This window comes from Actinokineospora inagensis DSM 44258, from assembly GCF_000482865.1.
Taxonomy (GTDB): Bacteria; Actinomycetota; Actinomycetes; order Mycobacteriales; family Pseudonocardiaceae; genus Actinokineospora; species Actinokineospora inagensis.
Genome location: NZ_KI519518.1, coordinates 80,404 through 94,797, shown reverse-complemented (window position 1 = coordinate 94,797; position 14,394 = coordinate 80,404). Strand labels below are relative to the sequence as shown.

The window sequence follows — 14,394 nt, the reverse complement described above, 5'->3', positions numbered from 1 at the left end:
TCCCGGGGCTACATAACTCGCGTGACCGAGCCCACCCCGGACCACAGTCCCGGTAGACCCCTCGCGGTGACCATCGCCGTCTGGGGGGCCGTGCTCTGCGCGGTGCTCACCGGGGCGGTGGTGGCCACCGCCGACCGGCCGCTGGGCTACCTCGGTTACGGGGCGGGCGCGTCCGCCGTCGCCGCCCTGGTGCTCGCCTGGCCGGTCCACTCGGGCAGGCAGTGGGCGCGGCTGGTGCTGATGCTGGTCGCCCTGGTCGCCGCGCTCTGCACCCCGGACGCGGCCAACGCGCACACCTCGCCGATGGCGTTCTACCTGTTCCTGTTCGTGGTGGCGGTTTGGGTCGCCGTGGTCACGCTGCTGTTGCGGGTGGACGCGCGCGCCTACTTCGCCGAGTTGCCCGTCGGCGGGGCATGAGAAGCTGACCGGGTGACCACGCAGCCGCCCACCGAGCCCGACGTCACTGGGCCTGAAGTCAGCAGGCCCGAAGTCACCGAGACCGAAGTCACCGGGACCGCTGGGCTGGACTGGCCGGAACCCGACCGGGCGGTCGGGCTCAACCAACCGCGCCGGGCCGTCGTCGCCGGGCTGGAGGTCGTGCTGGTCGCGGTGCTGGTGTGGGTCACGTTCCGGCTGTTCGACCAGGGCACCCAGCCGCTGGCGAAGGTCGCCGAGCGCCCCGACCTGGACTTCGAGCACTTCGCGGGCAACTGGCTGGGCGCCGCCGTCGGCGCGGCCACCGTCGCCGGGTTGCTGCTGCTCGACGCGGGCCGCCAACTGGCCCTCGCGGTGCGCACCAGGGCGTGAGCGCGGCCACCCGGCCCGGGTTTGCGAGACTGGACCGGTGACAGACGTGCAGGCACACGTGCGCGGCTCGGCCGCCCTGTTCGACCGGGCCAAGGCGGTGATCCCGGGCGGGGTCAACTCGCCGGTGCGCGCCTTCAACGCCGTCGGCGGGACGCCGCGGTTCATGGTCAACGGCCTGGGCTGCTACCTGTGGGACGCCGACGACAACCGCTACGTCGACCTGGTCGCCTCCTGGGGGCCGATGATCCTCGGCCACGCGCACCCCGCGGTGGTCGACGCGGTCCGGTCGGCCGCGGCCGCCGGGCTGTCCTTCGGCACCCCGACCCCGGGTGAGATCGACCTCGCCGAGGAGCTCATCCGCCGGGTGGCGCCGGTCGCCCAGGTGCGGCTGGTCAACTCCGGCACCGAGGCCACGATGAGCGCGATCCGGCTGGCCCGCGGGTTCACCGGCCGCAAGCGGGTGGTGAAGTTCGCGGGCTGCTACCACGGCCACGTGGACGCGCTGCTCGCCGAGGCGGGCTCCGGGGTGGCGACCCTCGGCCTGCCGACGACCCCGGGCGTCACCGGGGCGCAGGCCGAGGACACGCTCGTGTTGCCGTACAACGACTTGGCCGCCGTGCGGGCCGCGTTCGCCGAGCACGGCCCGACCATCGCCGCGGTGATCACCGAGGCCGCGGCGGGAAACATGGGCGCGGTCGCCCCGGTCGACGGGTTCAACGCCTGCCTGCGCGAGGTCACCCGCGAGCACGGCGCGCTGCTGATCATGGACGAGGTGATGACCGGCTTCCGCGTCTCGGCGGCCGGGTGGCACGGCATCGACGGGGTCGACGGCGACCTCTACACCTTCGGCAAGGTCATGTCCGGCGGTCTCCCGGCGGCGGCCTTCGGCGGTCGCGCCGACATCATGGCCCACCTCGCCCCGGTCGGTCCGGTCTACCAGGCGGGCACGCTGTCCGGTAACCCCGTCGCGGTCGCCGCGGGGCTGGCCACGCTGACCGCCGCGGACGCCTCGGTCTACCAGGCGCTGGACGACAACGCGGAGCGGCTCGGCGGGCTGATCACCGGCGCGCTGTCGGCGGCCGGTGTGCCGCACCGGGTCCAGTACGCGGGCAACCTGCTCAGCGTGTTCTTCACCGAGGACCCGGTGATCGACTACGCGTCCGCGAAGGCGGCCGCCACCTGGCGGTTCCCGGCGTTCTTCCACGCCATGCTCGACCATGGCGTGTACGCGCCGCCGAGCGCGTTCGAGGCGTGGTTCGTCAGCGCCGCCCTGGATGACGCCGCTTTCGAGCAGATCGCCGCGGCGTTGCCGCACGCCGCGTCCGCCGCCGCTGCCGCCGAGGAGCCCGCGTGACCAAGACCATCGTCCACCTGCTCCGCCACGGCGAGGTGCACAACCCGACCGGCGTCCTCTACGGCAGGCTGCCCGGGTTCCGGCTGTCCGAGACCGGCAAGCGCCAGGCGCTGACCGTCGCCGAGTACCTCGCCGACCACGACATCACCCACGTCGTCGCGTCCCCGCTGCAGCGCGCCCAGGAGACCGCGGGCCCCATCGCCGGGTCGCACCGCCTGGAGTTGGCGACCGACGACCGGCTCATCGAGTCGGCGAACGTGTTCGAGGGCAAGCGCGTCTCGGTCGGCGACGGCGCGCTGCGCGACCCGCGCAACTGGCCGTACCTGCGCGACCCGTTCACCCCGTCCTGGGGCGAGCCGTACCTGCAGATCGCGCACCGGATGCTCGCCGCCGCCCACCGCGCCCGCGCCGCCGCCGTCGGCCACGAGGCCGTGTGCGTGTCGCACCAGCTTCCCGTGTGGACGTTACGGCGGTACCTGGAGGGGAAGCGCCTGTGGCACGACCCCCGCAACCGCCAGTGTTCCCTCGCCTCCCTGACCAGTCTGCACTTCGACGACGAACGCCTGGTCCGGATCAGCTACGCCGAGCCCGCGGGCACCAGCGACCCCAAGAACACGGGGGCCTGATGCGCCTCGCCGCCGCTGTGCTGGGCGCCTTGCTGCTCGTGTCCGCCTGCTCCACGTCGAAGGACGCCGTCGAAGCGGGCACCGACTTCGTCTTCGTCTCGCCCGGCGGCAAGACCGACATCACCTACGACGGCGCCGACCGCAAACCCATGCCCAACCTCACCGGTCCGTCCCTGTCGGACGACGCGCAGATCTCGGTGGCCGCGTACCGGGGCAAGGTCGTCGTCCTCAACATCTGGGGCCAGTGGTGTGGACCGTGCAGGCTGGAAACCCCCGAACTGCAGAAGGTCCAGGACAAGTACGCCGCGTCCACGCAGATCATCGGCATCGATGTCCGCGACAACGAGCGCCAGGCCCCCCAGGACTTCCTCCGCGACCGGAGCATCACGTATCCGTCCATATACGACCCTCCCGGCAAAACCCTGCTCGCGCTGAAGGGTTACCCGCGCGCGGTCGTCCCCGCGACCTTCGTCCTGGACAAGCAGGGCCGGGTGGCCGCCGCCTTCATGCGCGACCTGCTCGCCACCGACCTCATCCCGCTGATCGACCGGCTCACCGCCGAGTGACCGCCCCGTCGGAGTGTGACCCAGCACCACCCGGGCCGCACCCCCGGCCGACCCTCAGATTCGCTTCCCTACGCTGACCGGGTGGATCCCACCCAACTGGCCGCCTCCGGCCCGCTGATCCTGGCGGCCGGGGTCTCGCTGGTGGCCGGGTTCATCTCGTTCGCGTCGCCGTGCGTCGTCCCCCTGGTACCCGGTTATCTCGCCTACCTGGCTGCTTTGGTGGGCGCCGACGCGCCCGCGGTGAACGACGACGAGGGGAAGAAGAAGGGTCGCTACCGGGTTCTCGGCGCGGTCGGCCTCTTCGTCCTCGGGTTCACCGTCGTGTTCGCGCTGACGATCGGCAGCCTGGTCTGGCTGGCGGACGCGCTCCTGGTCAACCAGGACCTGTTCCAGCGGCTCGGCGGTGTGTTGACCATCGCGATGTCGTTGGTGTTCATCGGGCTCATTCCCGGTATGCAGCGGGACATCCGGTTTCACCGGGTACCGCGGTTCGGTTTGGCGGGCGCGCCCGTCCTGGGCGGCATCTTCGCCCTGGGGTGGACGCCGTGCCTCGGTCCGACCCTGTCCGGGGTGATGTCGATCGCGGCGTCGACCGGGTCGGCGGCGGCGCGCGGGTACCTGCTGGTTTTCGTGTACTGCCTGGGCTTGGGGATCCCGTTCCTGGTGATCGCGTTGGGGGCGCGGTGGGCGGTGCGGGCGACGGCGTGGCTGCGGACGCACGCGCGGGGGATCCAGTTGTTCGGCGGCGGGTTGCTGTTCGTGGTCGGGGTTCTGCTGGTGACCGGTTTGTGGGGTGACATCGTGTCCTGGGTGCAGAACGCTCTCGTCTCCGATTTCAAGCTGCCCCTGTGAGGCGGCTCGGCGCGTTCCTGCGCAACACGTGGCGCGGCCTCACCTCGATGCGGACCGCGTTGATCCTGCTTTTCCTGCTGGCGCTGGCGGCGATGCCGGGCGCGTTGCTGCCGCAGCGGTCGTTGAACCTGCCGAGGGCGTTGGACTACATCGACGCGCACGGTTGGTGGGGGCGGCTGCTCGACAAACTGCAGTTCTTCGACGTCTACGCCAGCGTCTGGTTCTCCGCGGTCTACCTGCTGCTGTTCATCTCGCTCGTCGGCTGCCTGCTGCCGCGCACGGTCGACTACGCCAAGGCGTTGCGCGCCAAGCCGGTCCTGACGCCGAGGAACCTGAAGCGCCTGCCGCACCACGAGACCGCCGACCTGGACGCCACGCCCCAGCAGGTCATGGCCGACGCGGGCAAGGCCCTCAAGGGGTGGCGGCTGGTCGAGCGCGAGGAGGACGACGGCGCCCGCAGCGTCAGCGCCGAGAAGGGCTACCTGCGCGAAGCGGGCAACCTGGTCTTCCACTTCGCCATGCTGGGCCTGATCGTCGCCCTGGCCCTCGGGAAGATGTTCAACTACGAGGGCCAGGTCATCGTGATCGCCGACGGTGACCAGTTCTGCAACTCCGGGACCCTGGGCTACGACTCGTTCCGGCCCGGCCTGCGGGTGGACGGCACGAACCTGGACCCGTTCTGCGTGCGGGTGAACAGCTTCGACGCGACGTACCTGCCCAACGGCCAGGCCGAGCAGTTCGCCGCCAAGGTCGACTACCAGGCGGGCGGCGACCTCGACACCAACACCTGGCGCCCCTACGACCTGCGCGTCAACGACCCGCTGCGCACCGTCGGCGACCGGGTCTACCTGCTGGGCCACGGCTACGCGCCGACGTTCACGGTCACCTTCCCGGACGGCCAGAAGCGCACCCAGACCATCCAGTGGCGCCCGGTGGACAACCTGACGCTGCTCTCCGAGGGCGCCACCAAGTTCGACCCGCCCGGGGTGACCGACGCCGAGGAGCGGCGGAAGAAGCAGATCGCGATCACCGGCCTGTTCGCGCCGACCGCGCTGATCCAGGACAAGATCCTCACCTCCAGCCACCCGTCGCTCTCGGACCCGGCGGTCGCGGTCGACGTGATGCGCGGCGACCTGGGCATCGACTCCGGCCGCGGCCAGTCCATCTTCCAGATCGACCAGTCCCTGGTGGACAGCGGCCGACTGACCAGGGTGGCCAGGGAGAACCTGAAACCGGGCGGCGTGATCACCCTGGACGACGGCACCAAGATCAGTTTCGACGGGGTGGTGCCCTGGGTGTCGCTGCAGGTCTCGCACGACCCGACCCAGGTGTGGGTGCTCTGCTTCGCGGTCGGCATGGTGCTCGGCCTCGGCGTGTCGCTGCGGATCCGCAGGCGCAGGCTGTGGGTCCGCGCGACCCCGGACGGTGAGGGTCGTACCGTGGTGGCCGTCGGTGGTCTCGCCCGCACCGACCAGGCGGGTTACGGCGAGGAGTTCCACAGGCTTGCAGCCAAGCTGCTCGGTCCCAGGAGGGATGGCTAGATGCCGGTCAACGAGACGCTGGCCAACTACAGCGACTGGCTCTACGGCGCCGCCGCGCTCGTCTACGTGTTCGCCATGGTCCTGTACACCTTCGAGCAGGCGTTCACCCGCCGCGCGAAGAAGTCCGAGGGGGTCGCGCGGGAACTGGTCGGGGCGGGCGCCCCGGTCGACCCGACGCCCAAGATCGGCCGCATCGACAAGCCCAGCGCACCGGACCGGCCCGAGCGGTTCGGGCGGATGGCGGTCGCGCTGACCGTCCTCGGCGCGCTGCTGCACCTGTCGTCGGTGGCGCTGCGCGGGGTCGCGACGCACCGGGCGCCCTGGGGCAACATGTACGAGTACGGCGCCTCGGCGATGCTTGTGGCCGTCGTGACCTGGCTGGTGCTGCTGCGCAAGTTCGACGTGCGCAGACTCGGCGCGTTCGTGCTGACCCCGGTCGTGATCCTGATGTTCCTCGGCGGCACCGCGCTCTACACCGCCGCCGCCCCGGTCCAGCCCGCGCTGCAGTCGTACTGGCTGGTCATCCACGTGTCGGCGGCGATCCTGTCCAGCGGCCTGCTGCTGGTGCCCGGCGTGGTCAGCCTGCTCTACCTGGTGCGGGTCGCGCACGACGGCGACCCGGCCCGGTTCGCCAAGCTCGGCCCGCGGCTGCCCGAGGCCGACTCGCTGGACCGGCTCGCCTACCGCACCACGATCTTCGCCTTCCCGATCTACACGTTCGGGATCATCTGCGGCGCGATCTGGGCCGAGTCGGCCTGGGGCCGGTTCTGGGGCTGGGACCCGAAGGAGACGGTGGCCTTCGTGGCCTGGGTCGTCTACGCCGGGTACCTGCACTCCCGGGCGACCGCCGGGTGGCGGGGCAGTCGGGCCGCGGTCATCAACTCGGTGGCCTTCGGGCTGATCGTGTTCAACCTGTTCTTCATCAACCTGGTGATCGCGGGCCTGCACTCGTACGCCAAGTAGTCACCCGCAGGCCCTCTCACCTGCTCTTGCCCGTGCACACCGCGTCACCCCGTTTCGGTGGGGGACGCGGTGAGCGACTACCGTCGCCATCACAGGGTCGCGAGTTCGCGGGAGGGTCGCACGGGTGACTGGACGCCATGACGAGTCCGAGGCGGCCTGGCGGCCGCCGGTGGTGCCCGAGCCCACCGGGCAACCGACCCCCGACTTCGGTCCGGCGCCGGAGCTGGCCGAGTCGCACCTGGCCGAGGAGGCGGGCACCGACTCCGCCGAGTCCGCGCCCGCCGAGCAGTCGCCGGACCAGACCGACCTGTACGCGCCGCCCGCCCCCGAGCCGCCGCAGCACGGCAGGCCGCCGGTGCACCAGCCGGGTCAGCACGGGCACCCGGGTCAGCACGGGCAGGCGGGCGGGCCGCAGGGAGCGCCTGGAGTACCCGGAGCGCCGCCGCACGCGCGGGCGCCGCACCCGGCGCAGTCCGGCCCGCACCAGCTCATCCCCAACCAGCCGCAGGCGAACCAGCCGCACCCCGTCCACCAGGCTGTCCAGCAGCACCCGGCCCAACAGCACTCGCCCCAACAGCACCCGGCCCAGCAACACCCCGGTCAGCAGTACGCGGGTCAGCCGCATCCCGCTCAGGCGCACGCGGGCAGGCCGGTGGGTGGTCCGCCGGGGCACCAGTACCCGCCGCCGATGCAGCAGTTCCCGCCGCCGGGGCCGGTGCCGCCGCAGAACCCGTACGCGCCCAACCCCGCCAGCACCGGCCCGCACCAGGTCGGCTACTACGCCGACCCGGGCAGCCAGCACGGCGAGGAGCTGTCGTCGGCGCGGTTGCTCAAGCAGACCAGGCGGACGCCGCAGTCGGGCTGGCGCAAGGCGGTGTACGTGGCCAGCGGTCGGCTGATCAACGTCGGCGAGAGCCCGGCGGAGATCCGCAGGCGGGAGCTGATCGCCCGGGTCAACCAGCCGCTGCGCGGGTGCTACAAGATCGCCATGTTGAGCCTGAAGGGCGGGGTGGGCAAGACCACCACGACCACCACCCTCGGCTCGACCTTCTCGTCGCTGCGCGGCGACCGGGTCATCGCGGTCGACGCCAACCCGGACCGCGGCACGCTGAGCCAGAAGATCCCGTTGGAGACCACCGCCACCGTCCGGCACCTGCTGCGCGACGCGGGCCGGATCCGCCGGTACAGCGACATCCGGGCGTACACCTCGCAGGGCCCGAGCAGGCTGGAGGTGTTGGCCAGCGAGCAGGACCCGGCCGTGTCGGAGGCGTTCAGCGAGGACGACTACCGGCGCACGGTGTCGCTGCTGGAGCACTTCTACAACATCGTGCTCACCGACTGCGGCACCGGTTTGATGCACTCGGCGATGAAGGGCGTGCTCGACTTGGCCGACTCGCTGGTGATCGTGTCGTCCGGTTCGGTCGACGGCGCCCGCAGCGCGTCGGCGACGCTGGACTGGTTGGACGCGCACGGCTACCGCGCGCTGGTGTCCCGTTCGGTCGCGGTGATCAACTCGGTGCGGCCGAAGTCGGGCTCGGTCGACCTGGACAAGCTGGCCCAGCACTTCGGCGCCCGCTGCCGCGCGGTGTGCCGCATCCCGTTCGACCCGCACCTGGAAGAGGGCGCGGAGATCGAACTGGAGCGGTTGGCCGCGGAGACCAGGTTGGCGCTGCTGGAGATGGCCGCCACCGTGGCCGACGACTTCGCGGGCGGCCCGCGCCCCCGCTGAGCCCGGCCCAGCTCGGCCGACTCCCGGCTGAGCTGGGCGTGCGCCCGGTGCTACTTCGGCGGCGGGTCGTCACCGTCGTCCCGGCGGCGGAACTTCTCCAGACCGCGGAGGAACTCCGGGTCGTCGTCCGGGGCCACCACCGGCCCGCGGCGCTGCGCCACACCGGCGGTGCGCGGGCCGAACGCCCGCCAGAGCAGGACGGCCACGGTGATCGCACCGACCGCGGCGAGCAGGTAGAGCATGGGTGCCACCCTCCGAACCCGGACCCGTGTCCGAGCCATCGAGGTTAGCCGCCTTCCGGGGACCCGGGAGGCGTACCCGACAACCGAAGCCCCGGACCCGCCAGGCCGGGGACGGCGCCGGAACGTGCCCTGCCAAGCCGGGAACGATGCCGGGTGGGGAAGTGGGGGCGGGTGGCGGGAGAAGTCGACTCAGTTGGACTCGGTCGCCTCGGTGGTCAACTCGGCGAGCAGGGTCTTCACCTCGGACTCGCGGAAGCGGCGGTGTCCGCCCGGGGTGCGGATGGAGCCGATCCGACCGGCGGTGGCCCAGCGGGTCACCGTCTTGGGGTCGACCCGGAACAGGGCGGCGACCTCGCCCGGGGTCAACAGCCGTTCTCCGACGTGCGCGACGGTCATCGCGGCCTCCTTGGGGTCCGGTCGATCAGGGGTGAAACAGGAGCATCGTGGCACTTCGACCATCGGGTACTCGAACGGTTGGCTGATGGTAAAGAGGTAGTAAGGGACAAAACGGCCGGTTCGGACAGGGTTTGCGCACGCCGTACGCTTGCCCCCCGTGGACACTGTCGATCGCCGCATCATCGCCGCGCTGCGCACCAACGGCCGGGTCACCTACGCCGATCTCGGTCGCCAGGTCGGTCTCTCCGCCTCGGCCGTGCACGAGCGCGTCGGCAAGTTGGAGTCCTCCGGGGTGATCACCGGCTACCACGCCCAGGTCGACCCGAGGGCGGTTGGTCTCGGGGTCACCGCCCTGGTCAGCATCCACCCCACGGACACCGCGGACGACGAGGAGGTGGCCGACGCGCTGGGGGAGTTGGCCGAGGTCGAGTCGTGCTACCGGGTGGCCGGTGACGAGGCGTTCGTGGTCAAGGTGCGGGTGGCCACAGTGGACGACCTGGAGCGCGCGCTCGGCCGGTTGCGCCGGATCAAGGGGGTGGCGCGGACCCGGTCGACGGTCGTGTTGTCCACCCGGTTCGAGGGCAGGCCGAACCCGGTGACCGAGGAGGACGAGGGGTAACCTCGGGGCGTGGACGAGGCAGCCCTTCCCGAGGCGGAGACCGAGCGGCGCCCGGACGGTCACCTCGGCCGTGACCTGGCGCTCTACACCGCGCTGCGGGTGGTTCTGGTGGCGGCGGTGGCCTGGGTGCTGGTGCTGTTCGACATCCCGCTGCTGGTCGCGGTGGCCGTCGGCCTGGTGGCCGGGTTCCCGCTGGGGGTGTTGCTGTTCCGCGGCCTGAACAGCCGGATCACCGCCGGATTGGCCGCCCGGCACGCGACCCGCAATGCCGAGCGCGACCGGTTGCGCGCGCAGTTGCGCGGTGAGCTGTAGCACCCGATCGACGGGTGGCGTAGTCGCAGCTCGGCGTTAATGTTGGTACATGACTGCCGTGGATCGGTGCAGCGACAAGACCCGGGCGTGGGTGTGCGAGGCCGTGCGCGTGATCGAGGCCGACGCGAACCGCAGCGCCGACACCCACCTGCTCCCGTTCCCGCTTCCCGCCGAGTGGGGCGTGCGGCTCTACCTCAAGGACGAGTCAACCCACCCCACTGGCTCGCTCAAGCACCGGTTGGCCAGGTCGCTGTTCCTGTACGCGTTGTGCAACGGCTGGATCGTGGAAGGCACCCCGGTGATCGAGGCGTCGTCCGGGTCGACGGCCGTGTCCGAGGCGTACTTCGCCCGGATGTTGGGTCTGCCTTTTATCGCCGTCATGCCGCGCACCACCAGCCCGGAGAAGATCGCCCTGATCGAGCGGCAGGGTGGCCGATGTCACTTCGTGGACGAGCCCACCCGGATCTACGCGGCGTCCCGGGACCTGGCGGCCGAGTTGGGCGGGCACTTCATCGACCAGTTCACCCACGCCGAGCGGGCCACCGACTGGCGGGGCAACAACAACATCGCCCAGTCGATCTTCGACCAGATGGCGCTCGAACCGGACCCGGAACCGGCGTGGGTGGTGGTCGGCGCGGGCACCGGCGGGACGAGCGCGACCATCGGCCGCTACACCCGGTACCGCAGGCTGACCACCCGGCTGGCCGTGGTCGACCCGGAGAACTCGGTGTTCTTCGACGCCTGGCGGGACACCGAACCCGGGTTGACCGGGTGCCGCGGGTCGCGGATCGAGGGCATCGGGCGGCCGCGGGTGGAGCCGTCGTTCCTCGGCCAGGTCATCGATCGGATGATCAAGGTGCCGGACGCGGCGTCGATCGCGGTGATCCGCCGGGTGGAGCGGGTGCTCGGCCGCCGGGTCGGCGGGTCGACCGGGACGAACCTGTGGGGCGCCTTCGAGATCGTCGCGGAGCTGAAGGCGGCCGGGACCACCGGTAGCGTCGTCACGCTGCTGTGCGACGGTGGCGAGCGGTACTCGCACACCTACTACGACGACGAATGGCTTGCCGCGCAAGGGATCGATACGACCCCATACCACGCGGTGCTGGACGAGTTCCTGGCCACCGGTACTTGGAACGGCTAGCCGAGCCCGACCGCGACGGCGGTGGCCACGGCCCAGGTCAGCATCGCCAGGCCGGTTTCCTTCAGCACGGGGATCAACGCCAGGCCCACGTCACCGCGCGCCACCCGCCGCGACGACGGGCCGATGAAGACGGCGGCGAGCAGACCGACCAGCGCGACCGGCGTGTGCACGGCGGCGACCACCGTCACGACGAAGGGGACGGACACCAGAACCTGGTACAGGACACGGGTTCGGGCCTCGCCGAGCCGCACCGCCATCGTGTTCTTGCCCGCGACCCGGTCGGTCGGCACGTCGCGCAGGTTGTTCGCCACGAGCACGGCCGCCGAGAACGACCCCATCGCGACAGCGCCCGCGACACCCAGCCAGGTGACCTTGTCGGCCTGCACGTACTCGGTGCCGAGCACGGCGACGAGGCCGAAGAACAGGAACACGGCCGCCTCGCCCCACCCCGAGTAGCCGTAGGGGCGTTCGCCGCCGGTGTAGAACCAGGCGCCCGCGATGCAGGCCGCGCCGATCGCCACCAGCCACCAGTGCCCGGACAGCGACACCAGCAGCAGCCCGGCCACCGCGCCGAGACCGAAGCAGGCGAACGCGGCCGCCTTCACCGTGCCCGGAGCGGCGGCGCCGGAACCGACCAGCCGCAACGGTCCGACCCGGACGGCGTCGGTGCCGCGCACCCCGTCGGAGTAGTCGTTGGCGTAGTTCACCCCGACCTGCAGGGCCAGCGACACCACCAGGGCGAGCAGCGAGCGGACCCAGGAGAACGCGCCGACCGCGGCGGCCGTGCCCGCGCCGACCAACACCGGGGCCACCGAGTTCGGCAGGGTGCGCACCCGGGCGCCCTCGATCCACTCCGCGACTGTCGCCATCGGTCCATCTTCACCGATCCGGACCGGGCGGGCGGTGAGGGGATCGTCACGTCTTGTGGCGAATCCACACGTTCGGCTCCACGTAGACGGCGTGGTCGTGCTCGACGTCGCAGTGCACCGGCACCAAGGCCCCGGGGACCAGCACGGATCCGGTCCGGTCGAACGGCAGCCCGGTCCACTCCCGCCACTCGGCGAGCGTCCCCGCGATCGCCATCGACCGGGTGGCGACCGACTCGACCACCCCGCCCGCGCGCACGTGGACCCGCAGCCACGGGTCGACCGGCAACCCGTCGTCGCGGGTCCACGTCACGTAGTCGGCCATCGGGACCCCGGGGTGGTCGGGTTTGCCGTTCGGCCGGACCGGGGCGACCAGCGCGTCGAACCCGAGCGCGCGGGTGTTGTCCCGCAGCGCGGCCAGCATGACCGACGACAAACCCGCCCCACGCAGGTCCGTCCGCACGTTGATCTCCACGGCGGACACCAGGTTCGGTTCCTCGCCCAACGCGCGCCCGATGGCCGACCGCCGCAGCACCCAGTCCCACCCGTCGACCGGCAGCGCGTCCCCGGTCCAGTGGAACGGCACGCTGAACCCCTTCGCGACCAACTCGTCCGGGTGGTCGCGGTCGTAGGCGAGCAGGACGTACTCCGGGTAGTGCAGCGGGGCGAGCCAGAAGTACACCCCGGCCACCGGGTCGTGCTTCATGAACTCCGGCCAGCCACCGTCGAAGTCGTCGAGCTTGGACTCCAGGTCCGGCCGCCGCGCGAGCGTCGTGATGGCGAGGTCCATGGTTGTCGGACGTTAGCGGGTCGTCGGGTAGCGCTCCAGCGAGATTCCGTTCGCCGCCTCCTGGAGCGCCTCGTGGTTGGGCTCCTGCTCCGACATCCGCTCGACGAGGGTCTGATTCAACTCCACGAACGGGCGCATCTTGGCCTCGTACGCGGCGAACGCGGCCGCGTGGTCGTCGGTGCGGGACAGCTCACCCGCCAGCACGTACGCCCCGACCAGTGCCATGCTCGTGCCCTGCCCGGACATCGGCGACCCGCAGTAGCCCGCGTCCCCGACCAGCGCGACCCGACCGGACGACCACCGGTCCATCTTGATCTGCGCCATCGAGTCGAAGTAGAAGTCCGGCGCGACCAGCATCGCGTCGAGCATCTCCTGGACCTTCCACCCCGCCCCGTCGAACCGCTTGGTCAGCTCGTCCCGCTGGGCCCGCAGGTCGCGGTGGTCGATGCCGAGGTCGGTCCCCTCGAACCCGAGCAGACCGCGCGCCTCGGTGTTGGCGCGGGCGCTGTAGATGCCCGCCATCACGGTCTCGGTCCGGTAGTAGGTCTGCCAGTGGTCCAGACCGAGGATGTTGTCCATGGTGAACACGGCCAGGTAGACCCCGAGGTGGTGGATGTAGTCGCCCTCGTCGCCGAAGGCCAGCGCCCGCACCCGGGAGTGCAGCCCATCGGCCCCCACCACCAGGTCGAACCCGCGCGGCTCCGCGTTTTCGAAGGTGACCAGCACGTCGTCCCCGCGGTCTTCGATGGCGGTGATCGTGTCGCCGTAGACGTACTCGGCGGGCGCGATGCCCAGCAGGATCTCGGCCAGGTCGTCGCGCAGGATCTCGATGTCCGGGCTGTCGATCCGCCCCCCGGTCAACGTCTCCTCGGTCGAGCGGTGCAGCTCGGTGCCCTCACTGTCGACAAAGGACATCCCCCGCATGTCGGTACTCCGCGCCGCGACCGCGTCCCGCACCCCCATCCACTCGACGACACTCAGCGCCGCCCCCCGCACATCAATCGCCTGCCCACCCCGCCGAGGCCCCTCCGCCCGCTCGACGACGGTCACCGCAAACCCGTGCCTCCCCAACCAGTACGCCAACGCAGGCCCCGCGACACTGGCCCCCGAGATCAAAACGGACCGCATCAGATACTCCCCCTGCTCTGTTTATCCCCTACGCAGTAACGCCAACGTAGCGCGCCGCCCGCCCCGTGGCAAGGGCAAGATCCGGACCCCGGTTGACTTCTCCCCCGATCCCCACCCCCAACGCCACCCCTGTCAGCCCCCTCGCCCGCGACGACCTCCTCCACCCCGGGGTCACCTCCCCTCACATCACCCCCACCCACACGAGAACACCCACCACGACCAACTCACACAGCGCCCCCCCAAAAAAAACAGAACTCACCCCTCATCGACGAAGCGCCACTCCTGCACCGCACCCCTCAAACCCAACGCCTTATCGACGAAGGCCGCCAGCCCACCCCACGCGCCTCGAAACCCGCCGATCCCAACCGCCCGTTGTGGTGAAGTTGTTTTGTTTGGGGGGAGCGGTGGCCTAAGCCGGCCGGCGGGTAAGGCCACGCTTTCCAGTGGCCCCGCCTTTTAGCC

Annotated in this window: 17 protein-coding genes; 12 read left to right on the top strand and 5 right to left on the bottom strand. The window is 71.2% G+C overall.

Annotated elements, in window-relative coordinates:
• Positions 1–21: 21 nt before the first annotated feature.
• The 9 genes from H504_RS0130030 to H504_RS37725 all read left to right on the top strand — a co-directional run bounded on the left by H504_RS0130030 (position 22) and on the right by H504_RS37725 (position 8,438).
• On the top strand, positions 22–417 hold the full coding sequence (locus tag H504_RS0130030) for a hypothetical protein (RefSeq protein WP_157440722.1): 396 nt from the start codon (positions 22–24) through the stop codon (positions 415–417).
• 12 nt (positions 418–429) lie between these two features.
• The gene (locus H504_RS37730; RefSeq protein ID WP_026425816.1) at positions 430–807 is read left to right on the top strand and encodes a hypothetical protein; all 378 of its coding nucleotides are present in this window, start codon (positions 430–432) and stop codon (positions 805–807) included.
• A 46-nt stretch (positions 808–853) separates the two neighbouring features.
• Positions 854–2,161, top strand: a complete 1,308-nt coding sequence (gene hemL, locus H504_RS0130020) for a glutamate-1-semialdehyde 2,1-aminomutase (protein WP_035306856.1) — start codon at positions 854–856, stop codon at positions 2,159–2,161.
• On the top strand, positions 2,158–2,787 hold the full coding sequence (locus tag H504_RS0130015) for a histidine phosphatase family protein (RefSeq protein ID WP_026425814.1): 630 nt from the start codon (positions 2,158–2,160) through the stop codon (positions 2,785–2,787). The genes hemL and H504_RS0130015 overlap by 4 nt, the downstream gene beginning before the upstream one ends.
• Positions 2,784–3,353, top strand: coding sequence for a TlpA family protein disulfide reductase (locus tag H504_RS0130010; protein ID WP_026425813.1), 570 nt, complete (start codon positions 2,784–2,786; stop codon positions 3,351–3,353). The genes H504_RS0130015 and H504_RS0130010 overlap by 4 nt, the downstream gene beginning before the upstream one ends.
• Before the next feature lie 81 nt (positions 3,354–3,434).
• The gene (locus H504_RS0130005) at positions 3,435–4,205 is read left to right on the top strand and encodes a cytochrome c biogenesis CcdA family protein (protein WP_026425812.1); all 771 of its coding nucleotides are present in this window, start codon (positions 3,435–3,437) and stop codon (positions 4,203–4,205) included.
• 47 nt (positions 4,206–4,252) lie between these two features.
• Positions 4,253–5,746 (top strand): cytochrome c biogenesis protein ResB, encoded by a 1,494-nt coding sequence (resB, locus tag H504_RS0130000; protein WP_084468411.1) that lies wholly within the window; start codon positions 4,253–4,255, stop codon positions 5,744–5,746.
• The gene (ccsB, locus tag H504_RS0129995) at positions 5,747–6,709 is read left to right on the top strand and encodes a c-type cytochrome biogenesis protein CcsB (RefSeq protein ID WP_026425810.1); all 963 of its coding nucleotides are present in this window, start codon (positions 5,747–5,749) and stop codon (positions 6,707–6,709) included.
• 355 nt (positions 6,710–7,064) lie between these two features.
• Entirely contained in the window at positions 7,065–8,438 is a 1,374-nt protein-coding gene (locus H504_RS37725) for a MinD/ParA family ATP-binding protein (protein WP_425394092.1), read from the top strand.
• A gap of 50 nt (positions 8,439–8,488) precedes the next feature.
• Here the strand turns inward: H504_RS37725 and H504_RS0129980 are convergent, their stop codons facing one another.
• Together H504_RS0129980 and H504_RS0129975 are read right to left on the bottom strand one after the other, a co-directional pair.
• Entirely contained in the window at positions 8,489–8,680 is a 192-nt protein-coding gene (locus tag H504_RS0129980; RefSeq protein ID WP_026425809.1) for a hypothetical protein, read from the bottom strand.
• 189 nt (positions 8,681–8,869) lie between these two features.
• On the bottom strand, positions 8,870–9,076 hold the full coding sequence (locus tag H504_RS0129975) for a BldC family transcriptional regulator (protein WP_026425808.1): 207 nt from the start codon (positions 9,074–9,076) through the stop codon (positions 8,870–8,872).
• 157 nt (positions 9,077–9,233) lie between these two features.
• On the opposite strand from H504_RS0129975, the gene H504_RS0129970 reads away from it, so the two are divergent.
• The 3 genes from H504_RS0129970 to cds1 are packed head-to-tail and all read left to right on the top strand — an operon-like array spanning position 9,234 to position 11,148.
• Entirely contained in the window at positions 9,234–9,695 is a 462-nt protein-coding gene (locus tag H504_RS0129970) for an Lrp/AsnC family transcriptional regulator (protein ID WP_026425807.1), read from the top strand.
• Between the two features lie 9 nt (positions 9,696–9,704).
• The gene (locus H504_RS0129965; protein WP_026425806.1) at positions 9,705–10,007 is read left to right on the top strand and encodes a DUF4229 domain-containing protein; all 303 of its coding nucleotides are present in this window, start codon (positions 9,705–9,707) and stop codon (positions 10,005–10,007) included.
• A gap of 49 nt (positions 10,008–10,056) precedes the next feature.
• Complete coding sequence (cds1, locus tag H504_RS0129960) at positions 10,057–11,148, top strand: L-cysteine desulfhydrase Cds1 (RefSeq protein WP_026425805.1); 1,092 nt, start codon at positions 10,057–10,059, stop codon at positions 11,146–11,148.
• On the opposite strand, the gene H504_RS0129955 is transcribed toward cds1, so the two are convergent.
• Genes H504_RS0129955 through H504_RS37720 form a run of 3 tightly spaced genes read right to left on the bottom strand, consistent with a single transcriptional unit; the run spans position 11,145 to position 13,932 of the window.
• Positions 11,145–12,017, bottom strand: coding sequence for a 1,4-dihydroxy-2-naphthoate polyprenyltransferase (locus H504_RS0129955; RefSeq protein WP_026425804.1), 873 nt, complete (start codon positions 12,015–12,017; stop codon positions 11,145–11,147). The genes cds1 and H504_RS0129955 overlap by 4 nt on opposite strands.
• Positions 12,018–12,063: 46 nt before the next feature.
• Positions 12,064–12,804 carry a hypothetical protein gene (locus tag H504_RS0129950; protein ID WP_026425803.1) on the bottom strand — a complete coding sequence of 247 codons (741 nt, stop codon included), beginning with the start codon at positions 12,802–12,804 and terminating at the stop codon, positions 12,064–12,066.
• A 12-nt stretch (positions 12,805–12,816) separates the two neighbouring features.
• Positions 12,817–13,932, bottom strand: a complete 1,116-nt coding sequence (locus tag H504_RS37720; RefSeq protein WP_035306846.1) for an FAD-dependent monooxygenase — start codon at positions 13,930–13,932, stop codon at positions 12,817–12,819.
• Positions 13,933–14,394 lie beyond the last annotated feature (462 nt).

What these genes read in the sequence shown, in the direction of transcription:
- resB (WP_084468411.1), top strand. Translation starts at nt 4,253, where the DNA reads ATGCGGACCGCGTTGATCCTGCTTTTCCTGCTGGCGCTGGCGGCGATG.
- ccsB (WP_026425810.1), top strand. Translation starts at nt 5,747, where the DNA reads ATGCCGGTCAACGAGACGCTGGCCAACTACAGCGACTGGCTCTACGGC.
- H504_RS0129980 (WP_026425809.1), bottom strand. Translation starts at nt 8,680, where the DNA reads ATGCTCTACCTGCTCGCCGCGGTCGGTGCGATCACCGTGGCCGTCCTG.
- H504_RS0129975 (WP_026425808.1), bottom strand. Translation starts at nt 9,076, where the DNA reads ATGACCGTCGCGCACGTCGGAGAACGGCTGTTGACCCCGGGCGAGGTC.
- cds1 (WP_026425805.1), top strand. Translation starts at nt 10,057, where the DNA reads ATGACTGCCGTGGATCGGTGCAGCGACAAGACCCGGGCGTGGGTGTGC.
- H504_RS0129955 (WP_026425804.1), bottom strand. Translation starts at nt 12,017, where the DNA reads ATGGCGACAGTCGCGGAGTGGATCGAGGGCGCCCGGGTGCGCACCCTG.
- H504_RS0129950 (WP_026425803.1), bottom strand. Translation starts at nt 12,804, where the DNA reads ATGGACCTCGCCATCACGACGCTCGCGCGGCGGCCGGACCTGGAGTCC.
- H504_RS37720 (WP_035306846.1), bottom strand. Translation starts at nt 13,932, where the DNA reads ATGCGGTCCGTTTTGATCTCGGGGGCCAGTGTCGCGGGGCCTGCGTTG.